A 23,317-nucleotide genomic window follows, 5' to 3' on the forward strand; every position below is an offset into this window, starting at 1 on the left:
CTAAATCATAATTCAATTCAAAATGCACGGAACAATCATCTACATTAAACTTAACAACGGTACGCTTGAGTACCGCGACTCAGAAGGACACCACGGTGATACCATCACCACCCACGCCAAGCACAACGGCAAAATCGTCTGGAAACTGGACCAATGCTCAGGCATCTCCGAAATCACAGGCATCAAACTCCAGGGCGATCTCAACATTCTCAACGGAAAACCTCGCAAGGTGGACTTCAACCAGTGGGAAGTACGCGCTGCGGACGAAAGCGAGGGCGAAGTGTCCTACACTGTGGAAGTGGTCAAGTGTGAAAGGGTTATAGGTGCGGGAGTGGAAATTCAGGGGTTGAAGGGGCCGAATCCACCAACACTAAGAATTCCTTAAACAAGACAGAACACACAAAATAATCACTAACATTTTTAGAAAATGAAAAAACTAACACTACCCAAATTAGGCCCCTTACTATTATTCTGCGCCCTCTCGTTAGGCGTATTTTTTGCCTGCGAAAAAACCGAGTTGGAAATGATCGAAGCCATAGAATTGGAAGATGCTGCCACAACTCAGGATTATGAGGATATTTCAATTGAGACAGAGGACCTTCGTTCGGATCCCAAGCCTCCATATATAAGAATTCCATAAACAATCATAAGTGAAATGTAAAAAAACACACTTCACTTCACAACATTAGAAAACCAAAAAGGAAGCACCACCCACCATCAGGGTGGCTTCCTTTAACCCAGCCATCCACATCAATGTGAAGTAAATGTTCATTCTTAATCTTCAGCTATGCGGCGGCTCCTTTTTCTAACGATCGGACTGTTTCTTTTAAGCAGCGCCATTATTGCCCGCTCACGATCTGTGGCCGATAGTTGCTTACATATCCTCAACAGCGACCCTAAACTTTCTTCTCTCGAAAAATGCGAGCTTCTCTTAACCAGCATTCACAACCTCAACTACGAAGACAACTTCCTCAGCCTCACCAACCTTCTAATTCAAGAATCCGGAAAATGCCAGTCTAATTATCACCTATTCTACGGCTATTACGAAAAAGGACAATGCCATATTCTCTATACTGGTAAAACCAAAGAAGGGCTTAGCCTTCTTTTAAAAAGTTTAGAAATTGCAAAATCCAATCAACTAACGTTAGAAGAGGGCTTCGCATCATATATGCTTAGCAAGGCATACTTTCAGGTTAAGAATTATTCAAATACGAAAAACTTTCTTTCCAATGCTATTGATAAGTTTTCTATCATTGCAAACCAACAATACATCGCCAGTTCACGCATGGAACTTGGCAACTTGTATCTTATTCAGAACAATCTTGATTCTGCCAAACGTATCTATCAGACTGCGCAAAACTATTATTTAACAATTAACAATACCCAAGCTATTGCTTATCTGAAAGGAAACATTGGAAATATCCAAATGCAAGAAAATCAAATAGATTCAGCGAGATTTAATCTTAACCAAGCCATCGAAATCCTAGAGGCAATACAAGACCTTCAGGCTCTAATCCCTAACTATATTATTGCTTCTAAGAATGAAATTTTGGCAAATAATTTTACTAAGGCCCTTTCGTTCGCTATAAAAGCCCACAAAACAGCCGTAAAAGAAAACAACCCGGAGAGAAAGCAACACGCTTTTGAACAACTAATGAAAGTCCACGAAGCCATGGGCAACTACCAACAGGCTTTCGACTATCAAAACAAATACCTTCATCTGCGCGACAGCCTCATCAACATTGAAACGGTGACCCAGATGGCCAATATGCGGGCAGATTTTGAGATTGAGCAGAAGGAGTTGGAAGTGACGCAGATGGCTGAGGCTAAAACGTTGATGACCCGCATTGCGATCCTTGCAGGTATCAGTCTTTTCATGGTTGGTCTTTTGTTGATAATTGTTTACCGCGATGCACGTCGTAAAAAAACCTTGAACAAGGCGCTTCTTGAAAATCAGGCGGCCCTCAGCGAAAGCAAAAAGGCGCTGGAGAAAGCCAGTGCATCCAAGGATCGCTTGTTCTCCATTATCTCCCATGATTTACGGGGGCCCATGGGAACGCTTTCCGGCTTGTCGCAGCTGCTTACCGAAATGTTGAAGAACAATCAGGTGGAAGAGGCGGGTGAACTCAACGATTCCATAAGTGATACCATCCGGCAGATTGAGTTTTTGTTGAACAATCTCCTGCATTGGAGCATTAACCAACAAAACATCTATGAGCCGCGCAACGAGACTTTCGACTTGATAAAGCTGACCCGCAGTATATTAAAAATGTACGACCAAACGGCCAAGGCCAAGCAGATCAATCTGGCTTTGGAGTCGCCTTTTGAGCGGCTCAAGGTGCAATCGGACAGCAATAGCTGGGGCACCATTATCCGCAACCTCATCAACAACGCCCTCAAATTTACCCACCCCAATGGCTTTGTCATTGTTAAATTCGCACTGTCAAAGAATCAGGTGGTGCTCGAAGTAGTGGACAATGGCGTTGGCATGTCGCCCGAGCAAATCGATTGCCTCTTCAGCTTCACGGGCAACCAGCCGGATGGGGTACCAACAATGAAAAGGGTCAGGGCTTGGGACTGTCACTGGTGCACGACTTTGTGACCATCAGCAAAGGCCGGATTGCGGTGACCAGCGAGCCCGGCAAAGGGTCGCTCTTTAGAGTGACCATCCCCGTTCAAATAATGGAAAAAGAGGTGATGGCTAAAGCTTTTTGACCATTACACGTACCCCAAAACCAACTACTAACAACACCACTCCTGTAAGTATGACATTCAGCGGCAGTGCTACGGACATTAGCAGACAACCTGCTAATCCCAGCACCGGCACTGCCTTGCCATAAATCTGCTGACGCGACGGTTGCCGGAGAGCCGACAAGTTGGCTATACTGTAATAAAGCAATATGGTGAAGGTGGCGGAGCGAACAATAAATTCAAAAGAGCCGAAAACGGTCAGCAACAAAATTATTAGGCCGGTTATGATTATGCCCACATTGGGCACACGCGTCTTTGAATGCACGGTCTGCAAAAAGGCCGGCAAATCTTTTCGCCGACCCATGGCCAGCATCATGCGACTGATGCCAATAACCTGACTGAGCAACACGCCCAACATAGCGGTGGAGGCGCCAATGGTGACGACCAACTGAACGCCCGGCGCCGTGAGTGAGGCAGCCACCGTCTGCAAGGGTGAGGTGCCGGCAGCCATGGCTTCAGTGCCAACTACACCGATGGCCACTACGGAGACCGCCGCATAGAGCAGGATGGCGGTGACAATAGTTATGATGACTGCCCGCGGAATGGTGGTCGCCGGGTCCCGCACCTCCTCCGCCAGCGTGGCTATCCGCGCGTATCCGGTGAAGGCAAAGAAAAGCAGCGCGGCCGACTCAGCCACGCCTGCCAGTCCGAAAGGCGCAAAGGGCTCAAAATGGCCCGCATCCATGGCCGGAATTCCTGAAAACACAAGGTATAGCAGGGACAAGAGGGTAACGGCCACAATGGCCAGATTGATGCGCCCCACTTTTTGAATGCCGAACAAATTGGCGATGGTGAGCAAAACCACGGCCCCCACCGAAAAAGCAAGGGGCGAAGCTATAGGTAACAACTGAGAAAAATAACTGCCAAAACCGATGGCCACTACTCCGGCAGCCGACAATTTACTCAACAAAAACATCCATCCCGCAGCAAAGCCAAATCCGGGCGTCAACAACTGGTAGCCGTATTCATAGGTGCCGCCCGACTGTGGATAAACCGCCGCCAACTGCGCCGAACTGAGTCCGTTAAAAGTCGCAATAACCCCGGCTATCAACAACCCCACCAAAAAAGCCGGTCCCGACACCCCTGCCGCCACACCCGTTACCACAAAAATCCCCGCTCCAATAATAGCACCCAATCCCACACCCACCGCATCCTTCAACGTCAATGCCCGAACCAATCCATGTTCCCTCATAAAACTGAACTTTTTATGTATTTGCTTAAATCCGAAGATGAAAATTCAAGGCCAAAATATTACTTTTTTTAATCAGCGTTCGTGGACCATTATTCCTCCTTGTAATTGCCATCTCCTTTAATCCGCTTTACCTCTTTATCAAAGTCTGAAATGTAATTTTTATCTTGAACAATTCTGTATTTATCAAACTCTTGTTCCGCTTTAATCTTTGCTTCCAAGGCACTTATTTGGCCTTTATCCCGTAATATAGGGTAATTTGATAATTCAAGGAATTGGTTAAGGAAAGTGGTCCAATCTTCCATTGAAGTAGGGATTTGTCTTTCTGCACGGTTTTCTGCTAAGTCAAGGTAGGCCGCTACAATTCGATTCAATTCTTTGATATGTTGTTGATTCAGATAGTTTTTAGCTACAATGACATCCGATTTAAGAATTTTCCCATCAGGTGCATGCTTCCAATTAGTTAAACCCATATAGAGTTTAGTTGCATCAGCGGCTGTATATATTATTTCTGCGGCTGTTTTGCCAGATATTGCCCAATGCAATTTGTTTTGGACCGTGGCAAAAAACGCTTTAGTGAGATGATCTGACTTACTATAATCAATCGAAAGTGCATATATATCAGTCACTTTTTGATAAAATCGTCTTTCGCTGGCTCGAATTTCTCGGATCCGCTCAAGCAGTTCATCAAAATAATCTTTCCCAAAGTGTTTTCCTTGCTTGAGCCTTTCATCATCAATTACAAATCCTTTTATAATGAATTCTTTGAGTGTCTTTGTTGCCCAAATTCTAAATTGCGTGGCTCTATTGGAGTTTACTCTGTAGCCAACTGCGATTATCGCATCTAAACTATAAAAGGTCGTCTTGTAATTTTTTCCGTCTTCGGCAGTATGTTCCATAATGGAACTAACTGCATTTTCGACTAATTCGCCACTATCAAAAATATTCTTTAAGTGTTTGGTTATGGCAGGTCTTTGCACACCAAATAATTCAGCGATTTTCTTTTGGGGCATCCAAAATGTTTCATCCCTAAAAAGGACTTCTATTTTAATGTTTCCGTCTTCTCCCTGATAGAATATTATGTCTGATTCTTTAGTCATTATTGTTTTTTATGAACCAAAGATATAATTTATTCTTCTTTTGTGCATAACAGCCACCATTGCCTCAATTTCAATCTACCGGCGCCAGCTCGCCACAACGATACTCCCTTTCTCCTCATCATTCTCAATCCTCAAATGCACATCAATTTCTTGCTGCATCTCTTCCACATGGGAAATCACACCCACTATCCGGTTTTCTTGTCGCAGCGACTTTAAGGTATCAAAGACAACGGACAGGGAGTCCTTGTCGAGCGAGCCAAAACCCTCATCCAAAAAGAAGAAGTTCTGATTGGACTGGGTAATCTTCTGAATGTTATCGGCCAGGGCCAGGGCCAGCGACAAGGCGGCCTGAAAGGTTTGTCCCCCCGAAAGGGTTTTGACGCTGCGTACTTTGCCCCCATTCATATAGTCGCGCACCTGAAAACTGTTGTCGGGGGTAATTTCCAGACTGAGCTTTTGTCGCGTCAGCTGAAAGAAGCGGTCGTTGGCAGCGTTGCACAAATTCTGAAGATAGACGGACGAGATATAATTGACAAAGCCACTGCCCTTGAAGAGGCCTTTCATGGTCTTGATATTCTCGGCCCGCAGGTTCAATGCATCCAAAACTTTCTTTAATTCTGCCTGCCGCGCCAAATCTTTCTGTAGCTTTTTGAGCATTTCAGATATCTTCCCGACCTCCTGGTTCTTTTGGGGCAATTGCGCTTTCAGGCTCACCATATCGCGCGTCAGTTGCTGGTGCTTGGCGGCATCATAGACCTGACTGCCCATCTCCTTTTGTAACTGGTTGTAAAGCGACTGCTGCTGCAACAACTGCTCATTAAAGCGTGCCAGTTTTTTCTTTTCCGCTTCTACATCGAGTGGCTCTGCGAGAACCTGCAGCACCTCATCAATGGAGAAGAAGGCGGACTTCTCGAGCTGCTCATCGATCTGATTTTGGAGCTTTTCGAGGGCTTTCTTTTCCTGCTCCAGCTCTCGACGGTTGACAGTCAGGGTACCCATCAGGGTGTCTTTCGCCTTGTTTCGTTCCTGAAGCTGTGCCGACTGCTCGGTGTAGGCTTTCTCAATGCGCTGGTACTCGGCCAGCAAACGGGCTTGCTCGACTTCAATAACCGCCACACCAGTTTCCTTATAAAGCGCTGCATCCACCAATTTTAACTGACCAGCAATGGTTTTTAGTTCTGTTTGATGCACGGTGAGGGCATTGCGTATTTTCTCCACTTCGCCCTGGTAGCGCTCTTTGTTTTTTTCGGCCTGGCCCACTTGCTGGTTCATAAGTTCCTGCGCTGCTTGCTGCTTTTCTATATCGGCCTTCAACAATTCTGCTTCCTGAAAAGCCTTGGTCAGTTCGTTGGCATCGCGGTATTTGTCCCACACAAATAACCCCGCATGTGTCTCTATCCTTTTTAGCTGAGCGGACTTTCGCGCTTCCAGCTCCTTCTGACGCTGCATGGTGAATTCGCGTTGTTGGTGCAGGGTATTGAGTTGCTCGCGCAGTGCGCTTATCTTTTCCTGTTCGGCCTCCATTAACCCACGCTCTTTGGTCAATTGCGCCTGGGCCTCCTTAAAATCTGCTGCATTGAACAGTTCGGGATGGTGCTCGGAGCCGCAGAGGGGACAAGGAGCACCATTCTCCAGTTGGTCGGCATAGTCTTTCAACTGCGCCTTTACCCGCAGGTGGTTGCCCTGCTCGTCCAATTGCTTGATTTTGTCTTTTAGGGTGCCCGTTCTTTCCTGCAAGCATTGGAGGCAGGCAGCATGGTCTGACTCCGACGGCAACTGGTTCAAAAGGGGATCTTTTAATACTTCAAGCAAGGCTTTCTGGCCAGCCATCACATCCTGCTGGCATTTCTCCCCATCCTTATCCATCTCCTTAAGCTGCTCGTCCAACTGCTTTTTCTCCGAATGCCAGGTTTTCACATTCGAGAGCAGCGACCAGTCCGGCTGCTTTTGCCGCAAAGTTTTAAGGAGGGTTTCCTGTTTGGACTGGTCCTTTTTTAAATCTTCAAGTTTTTGGGTGGTCTGTGCGCAGACTTCCGCGCCTTTTTTGAGTCGCTCTGCTTCGGTGGCGACCTCCTTTTCAAGGGCTTTGATGCGGAGCAGCAGGTCCATTTCAGCGGCCCTTTGTTTCAGTTCTTCCCGCTTATCATAGGCCGGCTTTAGCTCCGCCAAAGCCTTGTCCAGCTGAGCAATGGCTGCCTCCTCCTTTTTGAGTTGTAGGGCGTCCTTGTCAATTTGCTGCTCCCGCTCTGTCAGTTTGCTGCGGGCGGACTTCACAGCCTCCAACAAATGCTTAAACTGGTGGACGCACTGCTCAAAGCGAAGCATCTTTTTTTCCATCTCGCGAACGGCCGGTACCTGAGCCTGAAGCGCCTGAAAGGCCTTTCCGGCCTCAGCCAGCTTGAGAGTCAGTGCTTGTAGCTGACGGTATTGCTCTTCTTCCTTTTGCTGTGCCTCCAACTTTTTATTTTGCTCCTCCAGCTCCTTTTTGAGTTCTTCCAGTCGCGTCCCATAACCCTTTAGAAGCTCGGGATCAACGGCGCCCAACTGCTGCAATTGTCCCTCAGTGTTTTGCCGCTGGCCATTGTTTTCCGATTCAAGGGCCGCTACTTTGTAATAAAAATCATACTTCCCGAGGTTGAAAAGCTCCTTCATCATTTGGGTCCGGTCCTTATTCCCCAGCTGTAAAAACTCCTGAAACTGTCCCTGGGGAATGATGATGGTCCGCTTAAAGTTATCGTAGCTGAGTCCGATCACCTCATCCATGGAATCGGCCGCAATGGGCAGCCATTCCCCGTTGACCTTTTGGTAGGCTGCACGGTCGAGGGCCTTGACGTCTTCAAACTTTTTGCTGTTCCGCCGCCCCTTTACTGTCACCCGATAGGCGGTCTGTTCCTTGCCGGTTTCAAAAATGAAATCAATGAGCAGCTCATGGCTTTTCAAATTCATCATGTTGTAATTCCGGTTGTCGCCTGAAAGGTTTAGCCGGTCGGTCCGCCCATAAATGGCAAAGGTAATGGCCTCCAGAATGGAGGACTTGCCGCTGCCCACAGACCCGAAAATGCCAAATAGCTTAGCCGAGGTCAGCTGGGTAAAATCAATGGTCTGCTTTTCCTGATAGGAATATAAGCCTTGTATGGTGAGTTGTATGGGTATCATTCTTCCTCCTGGGCCAATATCTCGGTGAATAATTGCATGATGTCGTCGTTGGGCGCCTGGCCCTTCTCGTGCTGGAAATAATCCCGAAAAAGATCTTCCATGCTCTGCGTCAGGTCGATCTGCTTTGAGTGGGTGGACAAGCGGTCGGCATGGGTTACTTCAGGAATAATGGCCACGATTCCGGCATGGGCAGCATTCAACTGCCGGCGCTCCAGGGCGGTCAGGAAGGTGTCGGTCACCAGCGTCAGCTCCACCAATGCATTGGGGTTGTCCGACAGCCATGCCAAAGCTTCTTCCATGCCCTGAGCCCGCTTTCGCAACAGTCGCTTGCCCTTGGTCAGTTCCATTTCCCGCACCTCAGCGGCATTTCCGGGCTGGACATCAACCAACAGTACATATTTTTTTTGGTTGGCCTCGCCGAAGCTGTAAGAGAGGGGACTGCCGCTGTAGTAAACAGGACCGGGATGGTCGCCTACCCGGTGCATGCGGTGCAGATGGCCCAAAGCGGTGTATTGAATTTGAGGGGGAATGTTATCGGTGTAAATAGCTTGCGCCCCGCCCACATGCAAGATGGGCTTTTCATCGGCCGGTTCTTCGGGGAGCTCAGCGCCACGGGGGACCATGAACTGGTGGCTGGCCAGGATGTTGACGCCCGCACTGTCGCAGAACTGATCGGCCAGGGCCTTCCATTTTTGCTCAAGGACATCCCGCAGCTTCTTCGCTGTTTTCTGCGCCGAGGCAGGCTTTTAGTCGGTACTCATTGGCATAAGGGGTGAGAAGGAGCCGCAAGGCGACTTCGGCACCCGGAAGCTTGAGCTCCAGAAAGCCTTCACTGCTTTGCACGACTTTCAATCCGGATTCCAGCTCAAAAGGCACTACACTGGAGTTGGGGTATCCTGCAAAAACAATCCCGCACTCACGTGCCAGGGGATCCGGGGCTTCTATGCGATCGGGGGAATCGTGGTTGCCGGCAATAACAATCACCGGTCGCCGACCATTATCAGAGAGCCGTTTCAAGCTGCGGTAAAAAATCTCGACGGCCTCGGTGGGTGGATTAAAGGTGTCGAAAAGGTCACCTGCCACCAAAACGGCATCGACCTGCTCCTGCTCGGCTATCTCAACTATTTCCTGTAATACGGCCTGCTGCTCTTCCAGGCGCGAAAAATCATCCAGCCGCTTTCCCAGGTGCCAGTCAGAGGTATGAAGTAATCTCATTCAACGATGGGGTCTTTTTCGTAAAAGCCGGGCTTTTACGCATTATTCTTTAAGAAATCATTAATGATGGGTTCGGCTGCCGCCAAATCTCCTTCCTGTATATAAAGGTCCAGCGCAGAAGGCACGCCATTCACAAAACCGGCAGATATACTGGCCTGAAACTCATCCCTTACCATGGAAGTAATGCCGGCCTCTTCCAAAACGCCTTTCAAAATACCCACCTGCACCTCCCGGCCGGTATAAACTCTTACAACACCTTTATCTTCATCCATAAGGCTCTGTTTTATGTCCAATTAATTAATCTATCCCAAACTATGCTACTCCAAGATACAACTTTATTGAAACTCTGTTTGGGCAAAAGTCCAAATTTAAATAAAATCTAAATAATCGGTCAGGCAATTAGAATAGATCCTATTGTACGCAATCAACCACGGGCCTATTTGTAAAAAGCTTTTTGTATTTTTGCAGCCATGAAAATAAAACTGGTGATTTTTGATTTGGACGGCACCTTGCTGGACTCGGTGGAGGACATGGCGGCAAGCACCAATTTCGCTTTGCAGCAAATGGGTCACCCCACCACCTGTAAGCAGCTACAATTGGTTTGTGGGAAATGGCATTGCCAGACTCTTTGAGCGGGCCTTGCCCGAAGGGGAAGCCTCTGCCGAGAACATTGCCCGTATGCGGGCCTGCTTCACGGCCCGGTACAAGGATCACATGACAGATGCTACCCGACCCTATGCGGGTGTGCCAGAGTTGCTGTCAGAGCTGCACCAAAAAGGCCTAAAACTGGCCGTCGCCTCCAACAAATACCACGCAGCCACTGAACAGCTGGTGGCTCATTATTTTCCCGATTTGCCCTTTGTGGCAGTCATAGGGCACCAAAAAGGTAAAGCGACCAAACCCGATCCTTCCATTGTTCAGGAGATACTCGACAAGAGCGGAATTCCGGCAGAGAACACGGTGTTCGTTGGCGACTCAGGAGTGGACATGCAAACGGCCATCAATAGCCAAACCATCGCCTGTGGCATAAGCTGGGGCTTGCGGCCCCGCAGCGAACTCGAAAGCTATAAGCCGGACTTTCTGGTGGATAATACCGCGGAACTTCGAAAGGTTTTGTTGCAGACAAAGTAAAATTCTAGAATCACCTATATTGCAAAAATAAGAAGGGAAAATCCCATAATGATCCCTAAAACTTCGTGTGTAAAAACTTCCCCAAAATTCTTCCATTTTCCACAATGACCGCTGGCTTTTCTTATTAAAAGAGCCCCCTGGAAGGCTACAAACACCTATTAATCAAGGACTCCATTTTGTTTTAAAACTTCAGGCTTTGATCAAGCACAGCCTTTGCCAATTAGGGTATATAATCCTGATAAACTAAAACGAACAATATGGAAAATTATCACGAGCCACCGGAGGAACTATCATCACAAACACGCGATTATGTACGTGCATTGGTCAGTTTAAAAGAAGAGATTGAAGCCATTGACTGGTATCAACAACGCTTAAGTGTTACCTCTGATCAGCAGTTGAAAAAGATACTTCATCATAATCAGGTGGAAGAAATGGAACATGCCTGTATGACGCTGGAGTGGCTGCGCAGAAACATGGATGGTTGGGATGAAAAGATGAGGCAGTATTTTTTTACAGAAAAGGATATAGTAAAAATAGAAGATGAATAAATCAAAAAAATAAAAACATGAGTATTCTAAGAAAACCACTTGCTCCGATAACGGAGCAAGCATGGAAGGAAATAACGGATAGAACGAAAGAACTTTTTGGAAACTACCTGACAGCCCGCAAATTTGTTGACATCAACGGTCCTAACGGATTGGAAATGGGTGGAATTTCAACCGGCAGGCTTGACATTCCGGACAACCAGCCCCCGGAGGGAATAAATTACGGAGTGAGAGAATTTTTACCTCTGATAGAAATACGAAAACCCTTTGAGCTCGACCTGTGGGAACTGGATAACGTTGAAAGAGGGGCAAAAGATATTGACCTGGCCCCCTTGGAAACAGCGGCACGGGAGGTCGCAGCTTTTGAAGAGAATGCCATTTATGAGGGATTTAAATCTGCCAAAATAGTGGGTCTGGAGGAAGCAGCCGAAGCTGGTTCCGTGGCTATGCCGACCGATGCCAATGCCTTCTTAAAAGAAATTGGGAACCAGATTTTTCAGCTCGACCGAAAAGCCGTCCAAGGCCCCTATACTTTAGTGATCAGCGAAAATGAATGGCTTGAGTTAATAAAACTATCTGAAGGATACCCCATTCAGAAACAACTAAAAACACTCCTTGACGGAGGAAAAGTTTTGATAAACCATTACAATAAAAACTCTTTTCTGCTCTCCCAAAGGGAGGTGATTATGAACTGGTGGTTGGTCAGGACTATTCAGTGGGTTACGACAGTCATACCTCATCAAAAGTGAAAATGTTCATCACGGGTTCCTATACCTTTAGGGTATTAAGTCCGGAAGCCATTGTGGTTTTCACCCGCAGCACCTCCTCCTAAAAGATTCAGCAACTTTTAAGAAAAAAACAGGCAGTCCTTATTAAAGGCTGCCTGTTTTTTTTGCAATATTTTTTTGATTAAAAGCTTCCAGATCTCCGGAATTTCTGGAAGTAATGAGATTACCATCTTCCACAACAGCTTCATCTATCCAATGAGCTCCGGCATTTTTGCAAATCTTTTTTGATTGAGAAAAAGGAGGTCAAGACACTCTAACTGCTATCATCAACAATAAAATAAAAAAGAGACCATCGCTATGATGATCTCTCTTGAGTGGTGACTCAGCTGGGGTTCGAACCCAGGACCCCATCCTTAAAAGGGATGTGCTCTACCAACTGAGCTACTGAGTCAACATGTGTTTTGATTGGTGTGTGTTCCTCTCAAATGCGCTGCAAAAATAGGGGCTTATTTTGGAACCTGCAACAAAACAAAACAAAAAAAATGATATTTTTTCCTTCATCTCTCCCCTCACCTTTCCTAAGTTTATAGTTTTTAGAAAATTGGCTCAGCCATTTTTTTTTAGCCATGACGGCATTTTTTTTGTACCTTTAAGAGAAACCACCCAAAAATACAGCAAAATGGATACCATTAGACAACCAGCCGTTGCCGGAATGTTCTACGAATCGGATCCGGAGATGCTCCGTCAACAAATAAAAGCACTTTTTGATGGGGCCAAAAACCCACTGATCTCAAGCTCCCGAAAAGCCAGAGCCCTCCTGTTACCACATGCAGGCTATCCTTATTCGGGTAAAGTGGCCGCATCAGGTGTTAATCAGCTTAACCCCAATGCCGACTATGCCACCATTTTCATCATTGGCTCCAGTCATCGGGCCAACTTCGATGGGGCATCCGTGTATAGGGGAAGGGCCTTTGAAACCCCTCTGGGTCTGGTTTCGGTAGATGTCGAAACAGCAGAGAGACTGACGCTGGCTTCGCCCTACTTCGCTTTTAGTCAACAACCGCACAACAAGGAACACGCTTTGGAAGTCCACCTGCCACTGTTGCAATACCACCTGCAAAGGCCGTTTAAAATAGTCCCCATCCTCATCGGCACCCACAACGCTGAAACCACCAAGGACATTGCTGAAATATTGCAAGCCTGGTTCACCGATGAAAACCTTTTTATCATCAGTACTGATTTTTCGCACTATCCGGACTATCAAGCAGCCAAAACGGTGGATAATGCCACCATACAAGCCATCCTGAAAAACAGTCCGGCCAAACTTATGGAGACCCTCCATGGCAACGAACACAAAGACATTCCCAACCTAGCGACCTCCCTCTGTGGCTGGTCGGCCACCTTAACCCTTCTAAATATAACGGAACACGACAGCGACTTACAGTTTCATCAAATTCTTTACGAGAATTCCGGGGATTCACCGTTGGGGGATAAAGAGCGGGTGGTAGGTTATGATGCCATGGTTATTTCTTCACCAAAGACCAAATGTTTCAATCTATCAGAGGCTGAAAAATTCCTCTTGATAAAGCGAGCCAGAGAGAGCATTGGCTCCATCTTCACCAAAAAAGTCATCACCACCAAAACATCTGCCTTGCCGCTGGCCCTTAAAACGCGCACCGGCGCTTTTGTCTCTATTTACCGGGACAACCACCTGGCTGGTTGCATAGGTCATATAGGCGAGGATGAGCCCCTTTGGCAGGTGGTCGACCGAGTGGCCAAATCTGCTGCCATCGAGGACACGCGCTTTAAGCCGCTGGAACGTGAGGAGTATCACGACATACAAATTGAAATTTCGGTCCTGACGCCGACCCGGAAAATTAAAGACATCGGAGAGATCATCCCCGGAAAGCATGGCATATTGATCAAAAAAGACCAGCATCAGGCACCTTCCTGCCTCAGGTAGCCGCCCGTATGAATTGGAGCACTCTGGAAATGCTGGAACATTGCGCACGCGATAAAGCTAAAATCGGCGCAGATGGATGGAAGGAGGCCGATATATATATCTATGAAGCCATTGTCTTCAGTGATAAAACCGCTTAAGAAAACCGCTTAAGATATGACACACCCTGCCACTTGGTGGAAAACCGAAGCGTCAGGCGTCCGCTGCCTGCTATGCCCTCATTTCTGCCTTCTCCAACCCAATGAGACAGGCATCTGTCGCACGCGCCAAAATCTTAATAACGAATTGGTGACGCATGCCTACCACCAGGTAGCGGCATGGCACATCGATCCCGTGGAAAAAAAGCCCCTCTTCCATTTTTTACCTGGGAGTCAAACCCTTTCCATAGCCACCAGAGGATGTAATCTAAGATGTCTGAACTGTCAGAATGCAGACCTTTCGCAAGTGGCTCCCTCCGGCTTCAGGCCGGAGCAAACCATGACACCTGCTCAAATAGTTGAGATGGCTCAAAAAATCGGCTGTTCATCTATTTCCTACACCTACACCGAGCCCACCGTATATTACGAGTTGATGCTCGACACAGCCCGCCTGGCGCGCAAAGCTGGACTTAAAAACATCATGGTATCATCGGGCTACATCAATCCCCAACCCCTCAAAGAACTAATCCCCTATCTGGATGCCGCCAATATCGATTTGAAGAGCTTTGTCGCCGACACCTACGAAAAACTTTGTTCTGCCAGACTCCAACCTGTATTAAAGACCCTGCAACTTTTGTTAAAAGAAAAAGTCTGGCTCGAAATAACGAACCTCATCATACCGGGGTGGACCGATGATTTAGACGCCATCAAAAAAATGTGTGCCTGGTTGGCAGACAATGGCTTTAGTCATACGCCTCTCCATTTTAGCCGCTTCTTTCCCACCCATCAACTATTAGGCGTTCCGCCAACCGCCGTAAAAGCAGTCGAAGAGGCTGCTCAGACGGCAAAGGATGCCAACATCCACTATGTTTATACTGGTAACCTTCCCATCCATCACCGGGAAATAACCCTGTGTCACCACTGCGGCGAACCACTGATCAACCGCATGGGAAACCGATTAATCACCTGCAGATTGACCACCAATATTTGTCCCGATTGCCAACAATTCATCCCCGGGGTTTTTAATTAAACCCCCAATATTCCTTATCTTTGATTCAAAACAGCACAGCACTTGAAGAAAATACTTATTCTCAAAATACTTTTGTCCATACTTTGGGTTCTGCCCTGTCCAACGGCAGGGCAAAACGGACTTGCCATTTTCTCAACAGAAGGCCATTCCCAACAAATTCGAAAACTTAAATTCAAAGGCAACCAGGAATTTTCCGACAAAGATCTGGAAGAGGCCATTTCCTTTTCTGCGAACAAATGGCTGGGTCAAAAGATCTTTGGAAAAGACCCCTCCTATTATTCAGAAGAGGCTGCCCGCATGAACATCAGAGAGCTCACCCATTTTTACCAATCAGAAGGATTCTTAAATGTTCAAATAGAGGAGCCCCTTGTTAAAACCAAAAAGCGGAATTCTAAAGTTGAACTGACTTTTGTGGTGAAAGAAAACGAACCCATCACCATTGATTCAGTTATTTTTTCGGGACAGGATTCCGTGTTTAATGGCCAGTTAATAAAAATGGCCTATGAAGGTAAAAAAGTACTGGAAGCCTTACCAGGAAAAAGATTCCGTGATGAATTGGTCTGGAACGATCGCGATCACATTGTTCGCCTGATGGTGGACCAGGCTACGCCTACGCTGAAACGGAACCGCTGATCCAAACAGACACCGCTGCCAACCAGGCCACCATTATCTGGAATACCGATGCCGGACCGCTCAGCTATTTCGGAAACATTTCCCTCACCGGCCAGGAAAGGACACCGGAGAAATTAATCCGCCAGCAACTATCCTTTAAACAAGGAGATGTGTATAGCCGGGATAAGCTGAATCGCTCCCAGCAGCAGATTTATCAATTGGGAACTTTCCGCATTGCCTCTATGAAGGCGCAACTTTCACGCGACAAAAAAGATACCATCCCGGTAAAAATTGACATTACGGAGGCGCCGGCCACGACTACCCGATTGGGTGTTGGATTTGGTCGGGAGGATCGCTTCCGGACTTTCGTCAATTTTCGGGTACTGAACTTTCCCGGGGGCGCCAGAAGACTAAATTTTTATGCCAAACATTCTGCTTTGGAACCCTATCGTTTTGAAGTCAAACTGACACAGCCGGCGGTTTTTAGTCCCAATTCCTCTCTGGCCCTCGCCCCTACGGTGAAGAAACTTAAAGAATCGGGATATGAGCTGTTTTCCTATTCGGCCACACTGACCTTGCTGCAACGTCTAACCGATGCGCTCAACAGCTCTTTCAGCCTTTATTACGAAAAGGTGGATCTCGACACCACTTCAATTGCCAAAGTCAGTGATGGCGGTATCTTATTGGACAATTACTCAAAGGGAGGTGTTACAGCCGGTGTGCTATTCGATAATGCCAGTCCGCGTTTCAATCCATCCGATGGCTTCACGGTGGCCTTTAATGCCAAATCGAACAGCATGATTTTACCGGGCAGATACCCCTTTATTAAATTTCAGCTAGAGGCTAAAAATTATCAAGAGATGGGAGATGACCTTATTTTGGCTTCACGCATAAAGTTTGGTATCATTCATCCCGGTTCAGGTAGCAATAATGTCATACCGGTTGAAGAGCGCTTCTTTGCCGGTGGCAGTCGCTCTGTCAGGGGCTGGGCCCGACAACAGCTGGGGCCAAAGGATGATAAAAATACGCCAACTGGTGGATTTAGCACTGTGGAGGCCAGCATTGAGCCCAGGATCCGCCTTTTTGGCCCCTTAAGCATGGTGGTTTTTATGGACGTGGGTAATGTTTGGCAAAAGACAGAGGACCTTTCAATCGATGAAATACGTTTCTCAGCCGGCGGGGGGCTGAGGTTTACGACACCTATCGGACCAGTAGGTATTGATGCGGCCCGGCCGGTGTGGGACACCGACAACCAGTGGCAAATTCATTTTAATATTGGTCATGCATTCTGAGAAAGCACTTATGAAGAAAACACTCAACATATTATTATGGATTCTCTTTGCGCTATTCTTTATAGTGATGGGCTTGCTGGTGGCTACGCAGACCCCCTGGTTCAGGTCGACCGTTAAAAACAAGGCCCTCGAATTGGCCAACAAAAACATCCACGGCACCCTGTCGGTAGGCGAATTGAATGGCAATTTCTTCACCCACCTTCAGCTATTGGACGTCACCCTCCTTGAGGAAAATTCAGACACCCTGATAACCATCGAAGAAATAAGTCTGAAATACGCCCCTTTGCGCCTGCTCAGCCAGCAGATAAAAGTCCGTTCTGTTTTGCTGGACCACCCCGATATCAGATTGAGCCGCGACCAGGACAGCATCTGGAACTTCAGCCAGATATGGCCGAAAAAAGAGGCGAAGGAACCGAAAACCACAAAACCCTTTGGTTTTGTGGTCATACTGGACCAACTCCTTCTCCGGGAGGGACAAATAGCTGTCCACTCAAGCGATTCCCTTATTCCTGAAAGGTTGAAGCCTTAAATATAGATATCAAGGGCCGATATGCTACCGAGGAGCTCTCTGCCCAGCTCGACGATCTTTCCTTTACCAGTCACCAACCCGACTTTAACCTGAAATCGCTGCAGGTCAAATTGCAATCCGACTTTAAAGAATGGACGGTTCGGGATTTTAAAATGGTCACCCGACTCAATGAGCTGTCTATTGAAGGTGAATATGCCGGTTTAAAGGATTTTAAGGCCGATCTGGAATGGCCGGCCGTTCATACGGAAGAGTTTGTTTTTGTGCTGCCCGACATCAAAATACCGGCACATCCTGAGCTGCTTTTAAATGTCGCCTCCAAGGATGGCCAGCTGGATCTAAACATTCAACTGGCTCATAACCAGGAATCCATAAACCTTTCGGGCAACATTGAAAATTTTGAAGGGTTACTCAGCGACAGCTTGCGGCATACCGTTCCGGTGGATCTTATCCTGGATGTCAAAAACTTCAACCCGAACAATTGGTTGGAAACAGACACGCTGCCCCTGCTGTTGAATGCCCGTCTGGCCATTTCAGGAAATGGCTTAAAGGCTTCCTCCCCGAAGTTGATCGTCAAAGGATCCATTCATGACTCGAAATGGGAAAACTACCTGATTCAAAAGGGGGACATCGACGCCAGTTATTTGGCCGGAAAAACAGTGGCGAATATTGGGCTGAATGGAGAATTCGGCCAATTGACCACTTCTGCGGAGTTGAACCTGAACACCCCCAATGGTCCCTTCCGGGCCCATGTCACCACCAAGAATCTGGCCGTCCACCAAATTTTGCCCGAAGTTTTAGACAGCAGTGTGGTCAATTTATCCATTCAGGTGGATGGACGCGGTCTGGGTACCGATCACCCGCAAGCCAGGTTCTCAGGAAGTTTTTGGGAATCCGTTGCAGAATACATTCCCATGGATACACTTTGGCTGGCCGGAAGCTATGCCGACAAGCACCTCCAACTGGATACACTGAACCTGTCCAACGAATCGCTTCAAACGGGCCTGAAAGGTGATTACCAACTATCCGGTGAGTTATCTTTGCATCTCCGGGGTGACGTATTCAACACCGGGGCCTTTAAACATTATTTTTCACAGCCTGCCGAATGGGAGCACCTCTCTTTTAACGCTGAGGCAGAAGGCGCTACAGACTCTTTGTCCATTGATTTCTCAATGGAGACCGACAGTCTGCGCTTAGACACCACTCTGGCAGTCAATACCATGCTGCTGTCGGCGCGGGGACTGATCCAAAACAACCGCCCGGAAGTGGATGTCCATTTACAGGCCGGGATGATTGAGGCGGCCGACCAGCCAGTGGATTCTCTGCTTGTGGATGGCACCCTTAAGGACGCACTTTGGCGGGTAGATATAGATGCCTACCTGCCGGAGGAACTGGAACTTCTTTTGACGGCATCCGGCGACTTTAGCGCTGGCCTGGCCGCCCAACTGAGCCGATTTGATTTCAATTCCCCCCATGCCAACCTAAAACTAAATACCGATACGGCTTATATCACCTACAGTGATTCCCTGATTTCGATGAAAGACTTCGGGTTGTCAGACCAGCGCGATTCCCTGTTTGTTTTTAATACGGAGGCGCTCCTTCAAATGCCCGACACTATAAGACTGCAGGCGGATATCCAAAATTTTAATCTTGAATTATTGTCTCACTTTGGTCTAACCGACCAGCCGCTAAAAGGCCGGGCCTCCTTGTCGCTGAACATGGATGGTCATCAAGATAACTTTGTCATGGATGGCAACGCCGCCCTCAGCGAAATGGAGATGGCACCCTTCGCCCTGTCCACCATTTCTGCCAGCTTTAACTACCCCGGCGATACCGCCTCCTTTGATGTGGCCATCCATAACATAGAAGGCGATTCTATTACTATCAACGGCATCACGCCGCTCCGGATGCAACTGGCGGACAGTCTGCTCATCCACTGGCCGCAAACCTTCAGGGGCCATATTGAAACCAGAAAAACAAGACTGGGGGGCTTTTTCCTGGAAAAAGAGGATCTGGATCTGCCAAAAGCACTGCTAACCATCAATATGGATATAGAGGGTGGCGTCAGCAATCCGCACTTCAAAGGATCTCTGGACATCGAAAAAGGAGAACTGCCACTGCCCGAATATGGGGTTAACTATAAAGATATCCGATTAAAACTATCGGTGGACGACACGGACGTTAAACTGGATTCGTTATTTATTCGCCATTTAAAGGGCACGTTTTTAGCTCAGGGGGCATTGGCCATGGATACGTCGCTGCTAAAGGGCAAAATAACCTCCACCAACATGACCGTAAAAGCCAGAGAGTTTTTTGTGACCCGTCACCGCGACTACGAAGTACAGATAGATGCGGATGCCTTTTTTAAAGATGAGGACAACGATCCCACCTTTGGCGGAAAAGTCAAAGTGCTGCGTTCCAGTTTTAACCTCCCGGCCCTGCTGAAAATGACGGAGGATCGGGGTAAGCTGAACGACCCGCTGTTGGTGCAATCCCTAAAAGACGGAGAAAGAAAAAAACAAGACGAAGCTTTAGATACTACACAGAATGTCCAGGAATTGCCTCAGAAGCCTACTGTTTTGATGGACCAACTCACCGGAACCATTCGCCTGGATGTACCCCGCAACACATGGATCCACTCGCCCGATATGCAAATGGAATTGTACGGAAACCTAGATGTGGTCAAGAACAGCAGGGTGTTTGAGTTATTCGGTTCTCTGGGGATTCATCGTGGCTTTTATACGCTGTATGGAAAAAAACTGGTGATTCAGGAAGGAGAACTGACCTTCACCGGAGGCGAAACACTAAATCCTTCGGTGGACCTTGAGGCCGATTATACCTTTAGAGACAAGGAGCGACTCAAGAGGGTGTTGACGCTTTCGGTTGGAGGTACGGCCAAAGACCCGCAAATCAGCTTTGTATTGGACGATGTCCCCCTTCCTGAAGCGGATGCCATGGCCTATCTGCTCTTTGGCCAACCCTTTGATGACCTCAACTATGGCAACCAGGAAGGCGTCTCCAACGCCATGCCTTCCCGCATACTGACCGGATTGCTGTCCTCCCAGTTGAGCAAAACCATTGGGTCTACCTTTAACCTGGATATGATAGAAATTGATGCCGGAGATAACTGGCAAAACACTACCTTTATGGTGGGTAAATATATTACCAACGACCTGTTTGTGACTTACCAAAGAAGCTTTGGTCAAGCAGAAAATGAATCCATTACACCTGAGACCATTACCCTTGAATACGAAATCAGTCGCCGATTATCCATCCGGTTGATACAAGGGGAGGTAAAAGAATCAGGTGTTGATGTTATTTTGAAATTTGAAAAGTAAAACAATGAACCATTCTTCAATACGCCAGGAACAAACCAAAATCAATGGCCTGCTTAACAACAAAAGATTAAAAGAGGCTCTGGATGGTTTGCAGGAACTGGTTAAGGAAACGCACAAGGGCGATTTAATCGACACCCTCTATAATATTGAAATCACCTACAAAAGCATGCTCCGCTATACGGTGGAAGGTTTTGCCGACCCCGAAAGACAAAAGATTTACAACCACTTGGTTACAGATATCTTATCCGTAGCGGACGAAATTTTCCTGTCACTTTATAGCCGACTGGGAGAAGGCCTGTTTTTTGAAGTGCTGCGCAAGCATCAGGGAAGCTCTGATACAGCCTTGGAAGAAAACATGGAAAAATGTCGTCAGGAAATGGATCGCTCACTCTTGATGCAGGATAAGGAAGTCGGTCCCTCTGAGGTTTTTAATGAAGGGGTTCGTGAAATATTTGAACGTCTCTTAACCCAAAGCCATTTATACAAAACACAAAACACAGTCATCACCCATATCTTTACCGAAGGAAGTCTGCCCTGGCCACAACAATCCGTCTTGGTAAGTGCTGCCACGGTGCATCTTTTGCACCATTTTAACGAGGAGGCCTTTCTGCTTTTGTTCAAACTGGTGGCCCATCCACATCAGGAAGTATCGCAAAGAGCACTGGTGGGACTGCTGCTCAATCTGTACAAATATGATCAACGGTTGGCGCTCTATCCTGAAATTGGCCATCAATTAAACCGACTGAAAGAAAAGTCCGCGCACAAAGATGCTTTGCGAAACATGGTTATTCAAATCATGCGTACCAGTGAAACAGAAAAACTGGCCCGGAAATTAACGGATGAAATATTGCCTGAGGTGGCCCGTATCCATCCCAACTTAAGGGATCGGCTGGACCTGGACAACATAATCGGAGATGGTTTTAAGGAGGGCAAGAACCCCGACTGGGAGGATATTTTTTCCGATTCACCTGAATTGATGGGTAAGCTGGAGGAGTTCTCTCGTTTGCAGATGGAGGGAGCCGACTTGTTTTTATCTACTTTCAGAATGTTGAAGCATTTTCCGTTTTTCAACAACACGGAAAACTGGTTTATGCCCTTTCCCTGGCCCAATCCCATTGTGGACGATGTCCTTAAGAATGAATCCGGGCCTTTCAGGAATCCGGATCTGATTAAAGGCATGGCCCAATCAGGCATCCTCTGCAACTCGGATAAGTACTCGCTTATTTTGAGCATCCCGCAGATGCCGGCTGCACAAAAGGAAATGATGGGCCAAATGTTTATGGCTGAATTGGGAGCGATTCGGGAAGTTGAAAAGAGCGACGAACTCATTGATGCGGATAAAAAAGCACTGGCCATCTCCAATCAATACATACAGGATTTATACCGGTTTTTCAAGGTTCATCCCAGACGGAGCAGCTTCCAGGACCCCTTTTCCACACCTTTGGATTTTCACAATTGCCATTTTATTGAGACCCTGTTTCCCGATGAAGACTTTCTGAGAAAGTTGGGGGCCTATCTTTTTGAAAAAGATCGCTTCAAAGAGGCCCTCGAGGCCTTTGGCAAACTGTCTGAAAAGACCCAACCCTCCATGCAAATACTGCAAAAGCAAGCCTTTTGTCAGCAACAATTGAACCGTTATGATCTGGCTTTGGATTTGTATCTGCAGGCAGATCTATTTGACCATGGTCAGGTTTGGAATCTCAAGAAAATAGCCCTGTGCTATCGCTATCTGAAAAACCCTGAGAAGGCCCTGGAATACTATATGGAAGCCGAGAAATCAGCACCGGACAATCTCCACACACAGGTGAGTATTGGGCACTGCCTGTTGGAATTAAAGAATTTTGAGCAGGCCCTGAAATACTATTTCAAAGTTGAATATCTGGATCCGGGCAACCAAAAAGTATGGCGACCCATTGCCTGGTGTGCCCTGGCTCTGGGCAAATTTGATCAGGCGCAAAAATACAGCCAGAAAATTTTAGCGGAAAAACCAACCCAGCACGATTATTTCAACATGGGACACATCATGTGGTGCCAGGGACATCGACAATTGGCTTTGGAATGGTACCAAAAATGCGTCACTTTTCCCGGTCACTCTTTTAATGCCTTTCTCGAGTCGTTCAACAACGACAAAGAAATGCTGGTGAACCATGAAGTTGAAGAAACAGACATTCCGATCATGTTGGACCAATTAAGATACCATCTGCAGTAAAATGCCTAAAAGACGTCCCGAAATAGAACTCTACAGCCATGGCATTTACGAGCCATGGAACCGGACCTCCAAAAATCTCCCAAAGCTAAGGCAGATTACCACGCAAATTCCGGTAGAACAGGATATCGAATTTGGCTATGTGCTCAAACTAAAAAAGGCCAAAGGCAGCATCCTGACCTTCGTCATTCACCACCCACCGTTTTTAAATGACGCGGGAGAACCAGCACCTCCCTTTGAAGGTGAGGAGACGGTACCCGCTAACGACTGGTCCTTTTTTCTTGGAGACACCGTGTGGCCCCCCTATGAAGATAAAGCAGGGACCTGGGAACTCATTACATGGTTGGACGGAAAGGAAATTGCCCGGAAACAATTTGAGCTGTTTCTGGCGTAAAAGAAAA

The 23,317-nt window shown here is 47.2% G+C and carries 21 protein-coding genes, 1 tRNA gene and 2 pseudogenes; 16 read left to right on the plus strand and 8 right to left on the minus strand.

All coding sequences use genetic code 11. The features are described from left to right. Positions 1 to 22: 22 nt before the first annotated feature. The 4 genes from JCM15548_RS09195 to JCM15548_RS25300 all read left to right on the plus strand — a co-directional run bounded on the left by JCM15548_RS09195 (position 23) and on the right by JCM15548_RS25300 (position 2,715). Positions 23 to 385: a hypothetical protein gene (locus JCM15548_RS09195; protein WP_062124622.1), complete on the plus strand. Its 363-nt coding sequence runs from the start codon at positions 23 to 25 to the stop codon at positions 383 to 385. Between the two features lie 42 nt (positions 386 to 427). Beyond that, entirely contained in the window at positions 428 to 640 is a 213-nt protein-coding gene (locus JCM15548_RS09200) for a hypothetical protein (protein ID WP_062124624.1), read from the plus strand. Between the two features lie 147 nt (positions 641 to 787). After that, positions 788 to 2,602 carry a tetratricopeptide repeat-containing sensor histidine kinase gene (locus JCM15548_RS25295; RefSeq protein WP_062124626.1) on the plus strand — a complete coding sequence of 605 codons (1,815 nt, stop codon included), beginning with the start codon at positions 788 to 790 and terminating at the stop codon, positions 2,600 to 2,602. Beyond that, on the plus strand, positions 2,572 to 2,715 hold the full coding sequence (locus JCM15548_RS25300) for a HAMP domain-containing histidine kinase (RefSeq protein ID WP_162198203.1): 144 nt from the start codon (positions 2,572 to 2,574) through the stop codon (positions 2,713 to 2,715). Before JCM15548_RS25295 ends, JCM15548_RS25300 begins: the two co-directional genes overlap by 31 nt. On the opposite strand, the gene JCM15548_RS09210 is transcribed toward JCM15548_RS25300, so the two are convergent. The 6 genes from JCM15548_RS09210 to JCM15548_RS09230 all read right to left on the minus strand — a co-directional run bounded on the left by JCM15548_RS09210 (position 2,702) and on the right by JCM15548_RS09230 (position 9,683). Continuing rightward, the gene (locus JCM15548_RS09210; protein WP_062124628.1) at positions 2,702 to 3,943 is read right to left on the minus strand and encodes an APC family permease; all 1,242 of its coding nucleotides are present in this window, start codon (positions 3,941 to 3,943) and stop codon (positions 2,702 to 2,704) included. The two genes, JCM15548_RS25300 and JCM15548_RS09210, sit on opposite strands and share 14 nt — an antisense overlap. A gap of 89 nt (positions 3,944 to 4,032) precedes the next feature. Next, positions 4,033 to 5,040, minus strand: coding sequence for a virulence RhuM family protein (locus tag JCM15548_RS09215; protein ID WP_062124630.1), 1,008 nt, complete (start codon positions 5,038 to 5,040; stop codon positions 4,033 to 4,035). Between the two features lie 75 nt (positions 5,041 to 5,115). Further along, positions 5,116 to 8,196, minus strand: a complete 3,081-nt coding sequence (locus JCM15548_RS09220; protein WP_062124632.1) for an AAA family ATPase — start codon at positions 8,194 to 8,196, stop codon at positions 5,116 to 5,118. After that, a complete protein-coding gene (locus tag JCM15548_RS23570) occupies positions 8,193 to 8,819 on the minus strand; it encodes a metallophosphoesterase family protein (RefSeq protein ID WP_227625639.1) in 627 nt (208 codons plus the stop codon). The genes JCM15548_RS09220 and JCM15548_RS23570 overlap by 4 nt, the downstream gene beginning before the upstream one ends. Before the next feature lie 73 nt (positions 8,820 to 8,892). Beyond that, positions 8,893 to 9,411 carry a metallophosphoesterase family protein gene (locus JCM15548_RS23575; protein ID WP_227625640.1) on the minus strand — a complete coding sequence of 173 codons (519 nt, stop codon included), beginning with the start codon at positions 9,409 to 9,411 and terminating at the stop codon, positions 8,893 to 8,895. Between the two features lie 35 nt (positions 9,412 to 9,446). After that, on the minus strand, positions 9,447 to 9,683 hold the full coding sequence (locus JCM15548_RS09230) for a putative signal transducing protein (RefSeq protein WP_062124634.1): 237 nt from the start codon (positions 9,681 to 9,683) through the stop codon (positions 9,447 to 9,449). 198 nt (positions 9,684 to 9,881) lie between these two features. On the opposite strand from JCM15548_RS09230, the gene JCM15548_RS25305 reads away from it, so the two are divergent. From JCM15548_RS25305 to JCM15548_RS09245, 4 genes and pseudogenes are all read left to right on the plus strand, one after another. Then, positions 9,882 to 10,043, plus strand: coding sequence for an HAD hydrolase-like protein (locus JCM15548_RS25305; protein WP_262486970.1), 162 nt, complete (start codon positions 9,882 to 9,884; stop codon positions 10,041 to 10,043). After that, positions 10,015 to 10,542, plus strand: coding sequence for an HAD family hydrolase (locus JCM15548_RS09235; RefSeq protein WP_262486971.1), 528 nt, complete (start codon positions 10,015 to 10,017; stop codon positions 10,540 to 10,542). Before JCM15548_RS25305 ends, JCM15548_RS09235 begins: the two co-directional genes overlap by 29 nt. A 257-nt stretch (positions 10,543 to 10,799) precedes the next feature. After that, positions 10,800 to 11,090, plus strand: coding sequence for an encapsulin-associated ferritin-like protein (locus JCM15548_RS09240; RefSeq protein ID WP_062124636.1), 291 nt, complete (start codon positions 10,800 to 10,802; stop codon positions 11,088 to 11,090). A gap of 17 nt (positions 11,091 to 11,107) precedes the next feature. Then, positions 11,108 to 11,919: pseudogene (locus JCM15548_RS09245) on the plus strand (family 1 encapsulin nanocompartment shell protein). 40 nt (positions 11,920 to 11,959) lie between these two features. Here JCM15548_RS09245 and JCM15548_RS26265 read toward each other — a convergent pair. Continuing rightward, positions 11,960 to 12,094, minus strand: coding sequence for a DJ-1/PfpI family protein (locus tag JCM15548_RS26265; protein WP_157482597.1), 135 nt, complete (start codon positions 12,092 to 12,094; stop codon positions 11,960 to 11,962). 96 nt (positions 12,095 to 12,190) lie between these two features. Then, positions 12,191 to 12,266 (minus strand) — tRNA-Lys (locus tag JCM15548_RS09250). 285 nt (positions 12,267 to 12,551) lie between these two features. Between JCM15548_RS09250 and amrB the strand changes: the two are divergent. From amrB to JCM15548_RS09290, 8 genes and pseudogenes are all read left to right on the plus strand, one after another. Continuing rightward, positions 12,552 to 13,915, plus strand: a pseudogene (gene amrB, locus JCM15548_RS09255) (AmmeMemoRadiSam system protein B). A 16-nt stretch (positions 13,916 to 13,931) separates the two neighbouring features. Beyond that, positions 13,932 to 14,942: an AmmeMemoRadiSam system radical SAM enzyme gene (gene amrS, locus JCM15548_RS09260; RefSeq protein WP_083985067.1), complete on the plus strand. Its 1,011-nt coding sequence runs from the start codon at positions 13,932 to 13,934 to the stop codon at positions 14,940 to 14,942. 42 nt (positions 14,943 to 14,984) lie between these two features. Beyond that, positions 14,985 to 15,575: a POTRA domain-containing protein gene (locus tag JCM15548_RS09265; RefSeq protein WP_062124645.1), complete on the plus strand. Its 591-nt coding sequence runs from the start codon at positions 14,985 to 14,987 to the stop codon at positions 15,573 to 15,575. Positions 15,576 to 15,652: 77 nt separating this feature from the next. Then, positions 15,653 to 16,846 (plus strand): autotransporter assembly complex protein TamA, encoded by a 1,194-nt coding sequence (locus JCM15548_RS09270; protein ID WP_227625645.1) that lies wholly within the window; start codon positions 15,653 to 15,655, stop codon positions 16,844 to 16,846. A 10-nt stretch (positions 16,847 to 16,856) separates the two neighbouring features. Further along, positions 16,857 to 17,375: a DUF748 domain-containing protein gene (locus tag JCM15548_RS09275; RefSeq protein WP_162198204.1), complete on the plus strand. Its 519-nt coding sequence runs from the start codon at positions 16,857 to 16,859 to the stop codon at positions 17,373 to 17,375. A gap of 110 nt (positions 17,376 to 17,485) precedes the next feature. Further along, the gene (locus JCM15548_RS09280; protein ID WP_062124651.1) at positions 17,486 to 20,710 is read left to right on the plus strand and encodes a translocation/assembly module TamB domain-containing protein; all 3,225 of its coding nucleotides are present in this window, start codon (positions 17,486 to 17,488) and stop codon (positions 20,708 to 20,710) included. Positions 20,711 to 20,714: 4 nt separating this feature from the next. Further along, positions 20,715 to 22,919, plus strand: coding sequence for a tetratricopeptide repeat protein (locus JCM15548_RS09285; protein WP_062124652.1), 2,205 nt, complete (start codon positions 20,715 to 20,717; stop codon positions 22,917 to 22,919). 1 nt (position 22,920) lies between these two features. After that, a complete protein-coding gene (locus JCM15548_RS09290) occupies positions 22,921 to 23,310 on the plus strand; it encodes a DUF3859 domain-containing protein (RefSeq protein ID WP_062124654.1) in 390 nt (129 codons plus the stop codon). Positions 23,311 to 23,317: the final 7 nt, after the last annotated feature.

This window comes from Geofilum rubicundum JCM 15548, assembly GCF_000974365.1.
GTDB lineage: Bacteria > Bacteroidota > Bacteroidia > Bacteroidales > Marinilabiliaceae > Geofilum > Geofilum rubicundum.

Bases quoted from the DNA above. Each gene is read 5' to 3' on its own strand.
- JCM15548_RS25305 (WP_262486970.1), top strand. From the start codon at position 9,882: ATGAAAATAAAACTGGTGATTTTTGATTTGGACGGCACCTTGCTGGAC.
- JCM15548_RS09215 (WP_062124630.1), bottom strand. From the start codon at position 5,040: ATGACTAAAGAATCAGACATAATATTCTATCAGGGAGAAGACGGAAAC.
- JCM15548_RS09220 (WP_062124632.1), bottom strand. From the start codon at position 8,196: ATGATACCCATACAACTCACCATACAAGGCTTATATTCCTATCAGGAA.
- JCM15548_RS09240 (WP_062124636.1), top strand. From the start codon at position 10,800: ATGGAAAATTATCACGAGCCACCGGAGGAACTATCATCACAAACACGC.
- JCM15548_RS09290 (WP_062124654.1), top strand. From the start codon at position 22,921: ATGCCTAAAAGACGTCCCGAAATAGAACTCTACAGCCATGGCATTTAC.
- JCM15548_RS09200 (WP_062124624.1), top strand. From the start codon at position 428: ATGAAAAAACTAACACTACCCAAATTAGGCCCCTTACTATTATTCTGC.
- JCM15548_RS09210 (WP_062124628.1), bottom strand. From the start codon at position 3,943: ATGAGGGAACATGGATTGGTTCGGGCATTGACGTTGAAGGATGCGGTG.
- JCM15548_RS09285 (WP_062124652.1), top strand. From the start codon at position 20,715: ATGAACCATTCTTCAATACGCCAGGAACAAACCAAAATCAATGGCCTG.
- amrS (WP_083985067.1), top strand. From the start codon at position 13,932: ATGACACACCCTGCCACTTGGTGGAAAACCGAAGCGTCAGGCGTCCGC.
- JCM15548_RS23575 (WP_227625640.1), bottom strand. From the start codon at position 9,411: ATGAGATTACTTCATACCTCTGACTGGCACCTGGGAAAGCGGCTGGAT.
- JCM15548_RS09230 (WP_062124634.1), bottom strand. From the start codon at position 9,683: ATGGATGAAGATAAAGGTGTTGTAAGAGTTTATACCGGCCGGGAGGTG.
- JCM15548_RS25295 (WP_062124626.1), top strand. From the start codon at position 788: ATGCGGCGGCTCCTTTTTCTAACGATCGGACTGTTTCTTTTAAGCAGC.
- JCM15548_RS23570 (WP_227625639.1), bottom strand. From the start codon at position 8,819: ATGGTCCCCCGTGGCGCTGAGCTCCCCGAAGAACCGGCCGATGAAAAG.
- JCM15548_RS09275 (WP_162198204.1), top strand. From the start codon at position 16,857: ATGAAGAAAACACTCAACATATTATTATGGATTCTCTTTGCGCTATTC.
- JCM15548_RS09195 (WP_062124622.1), top strand. From the start codon at position 23: ATGCACGGAACAATCATCTACATTAAACTTAACAACGGTACGCTTGAG.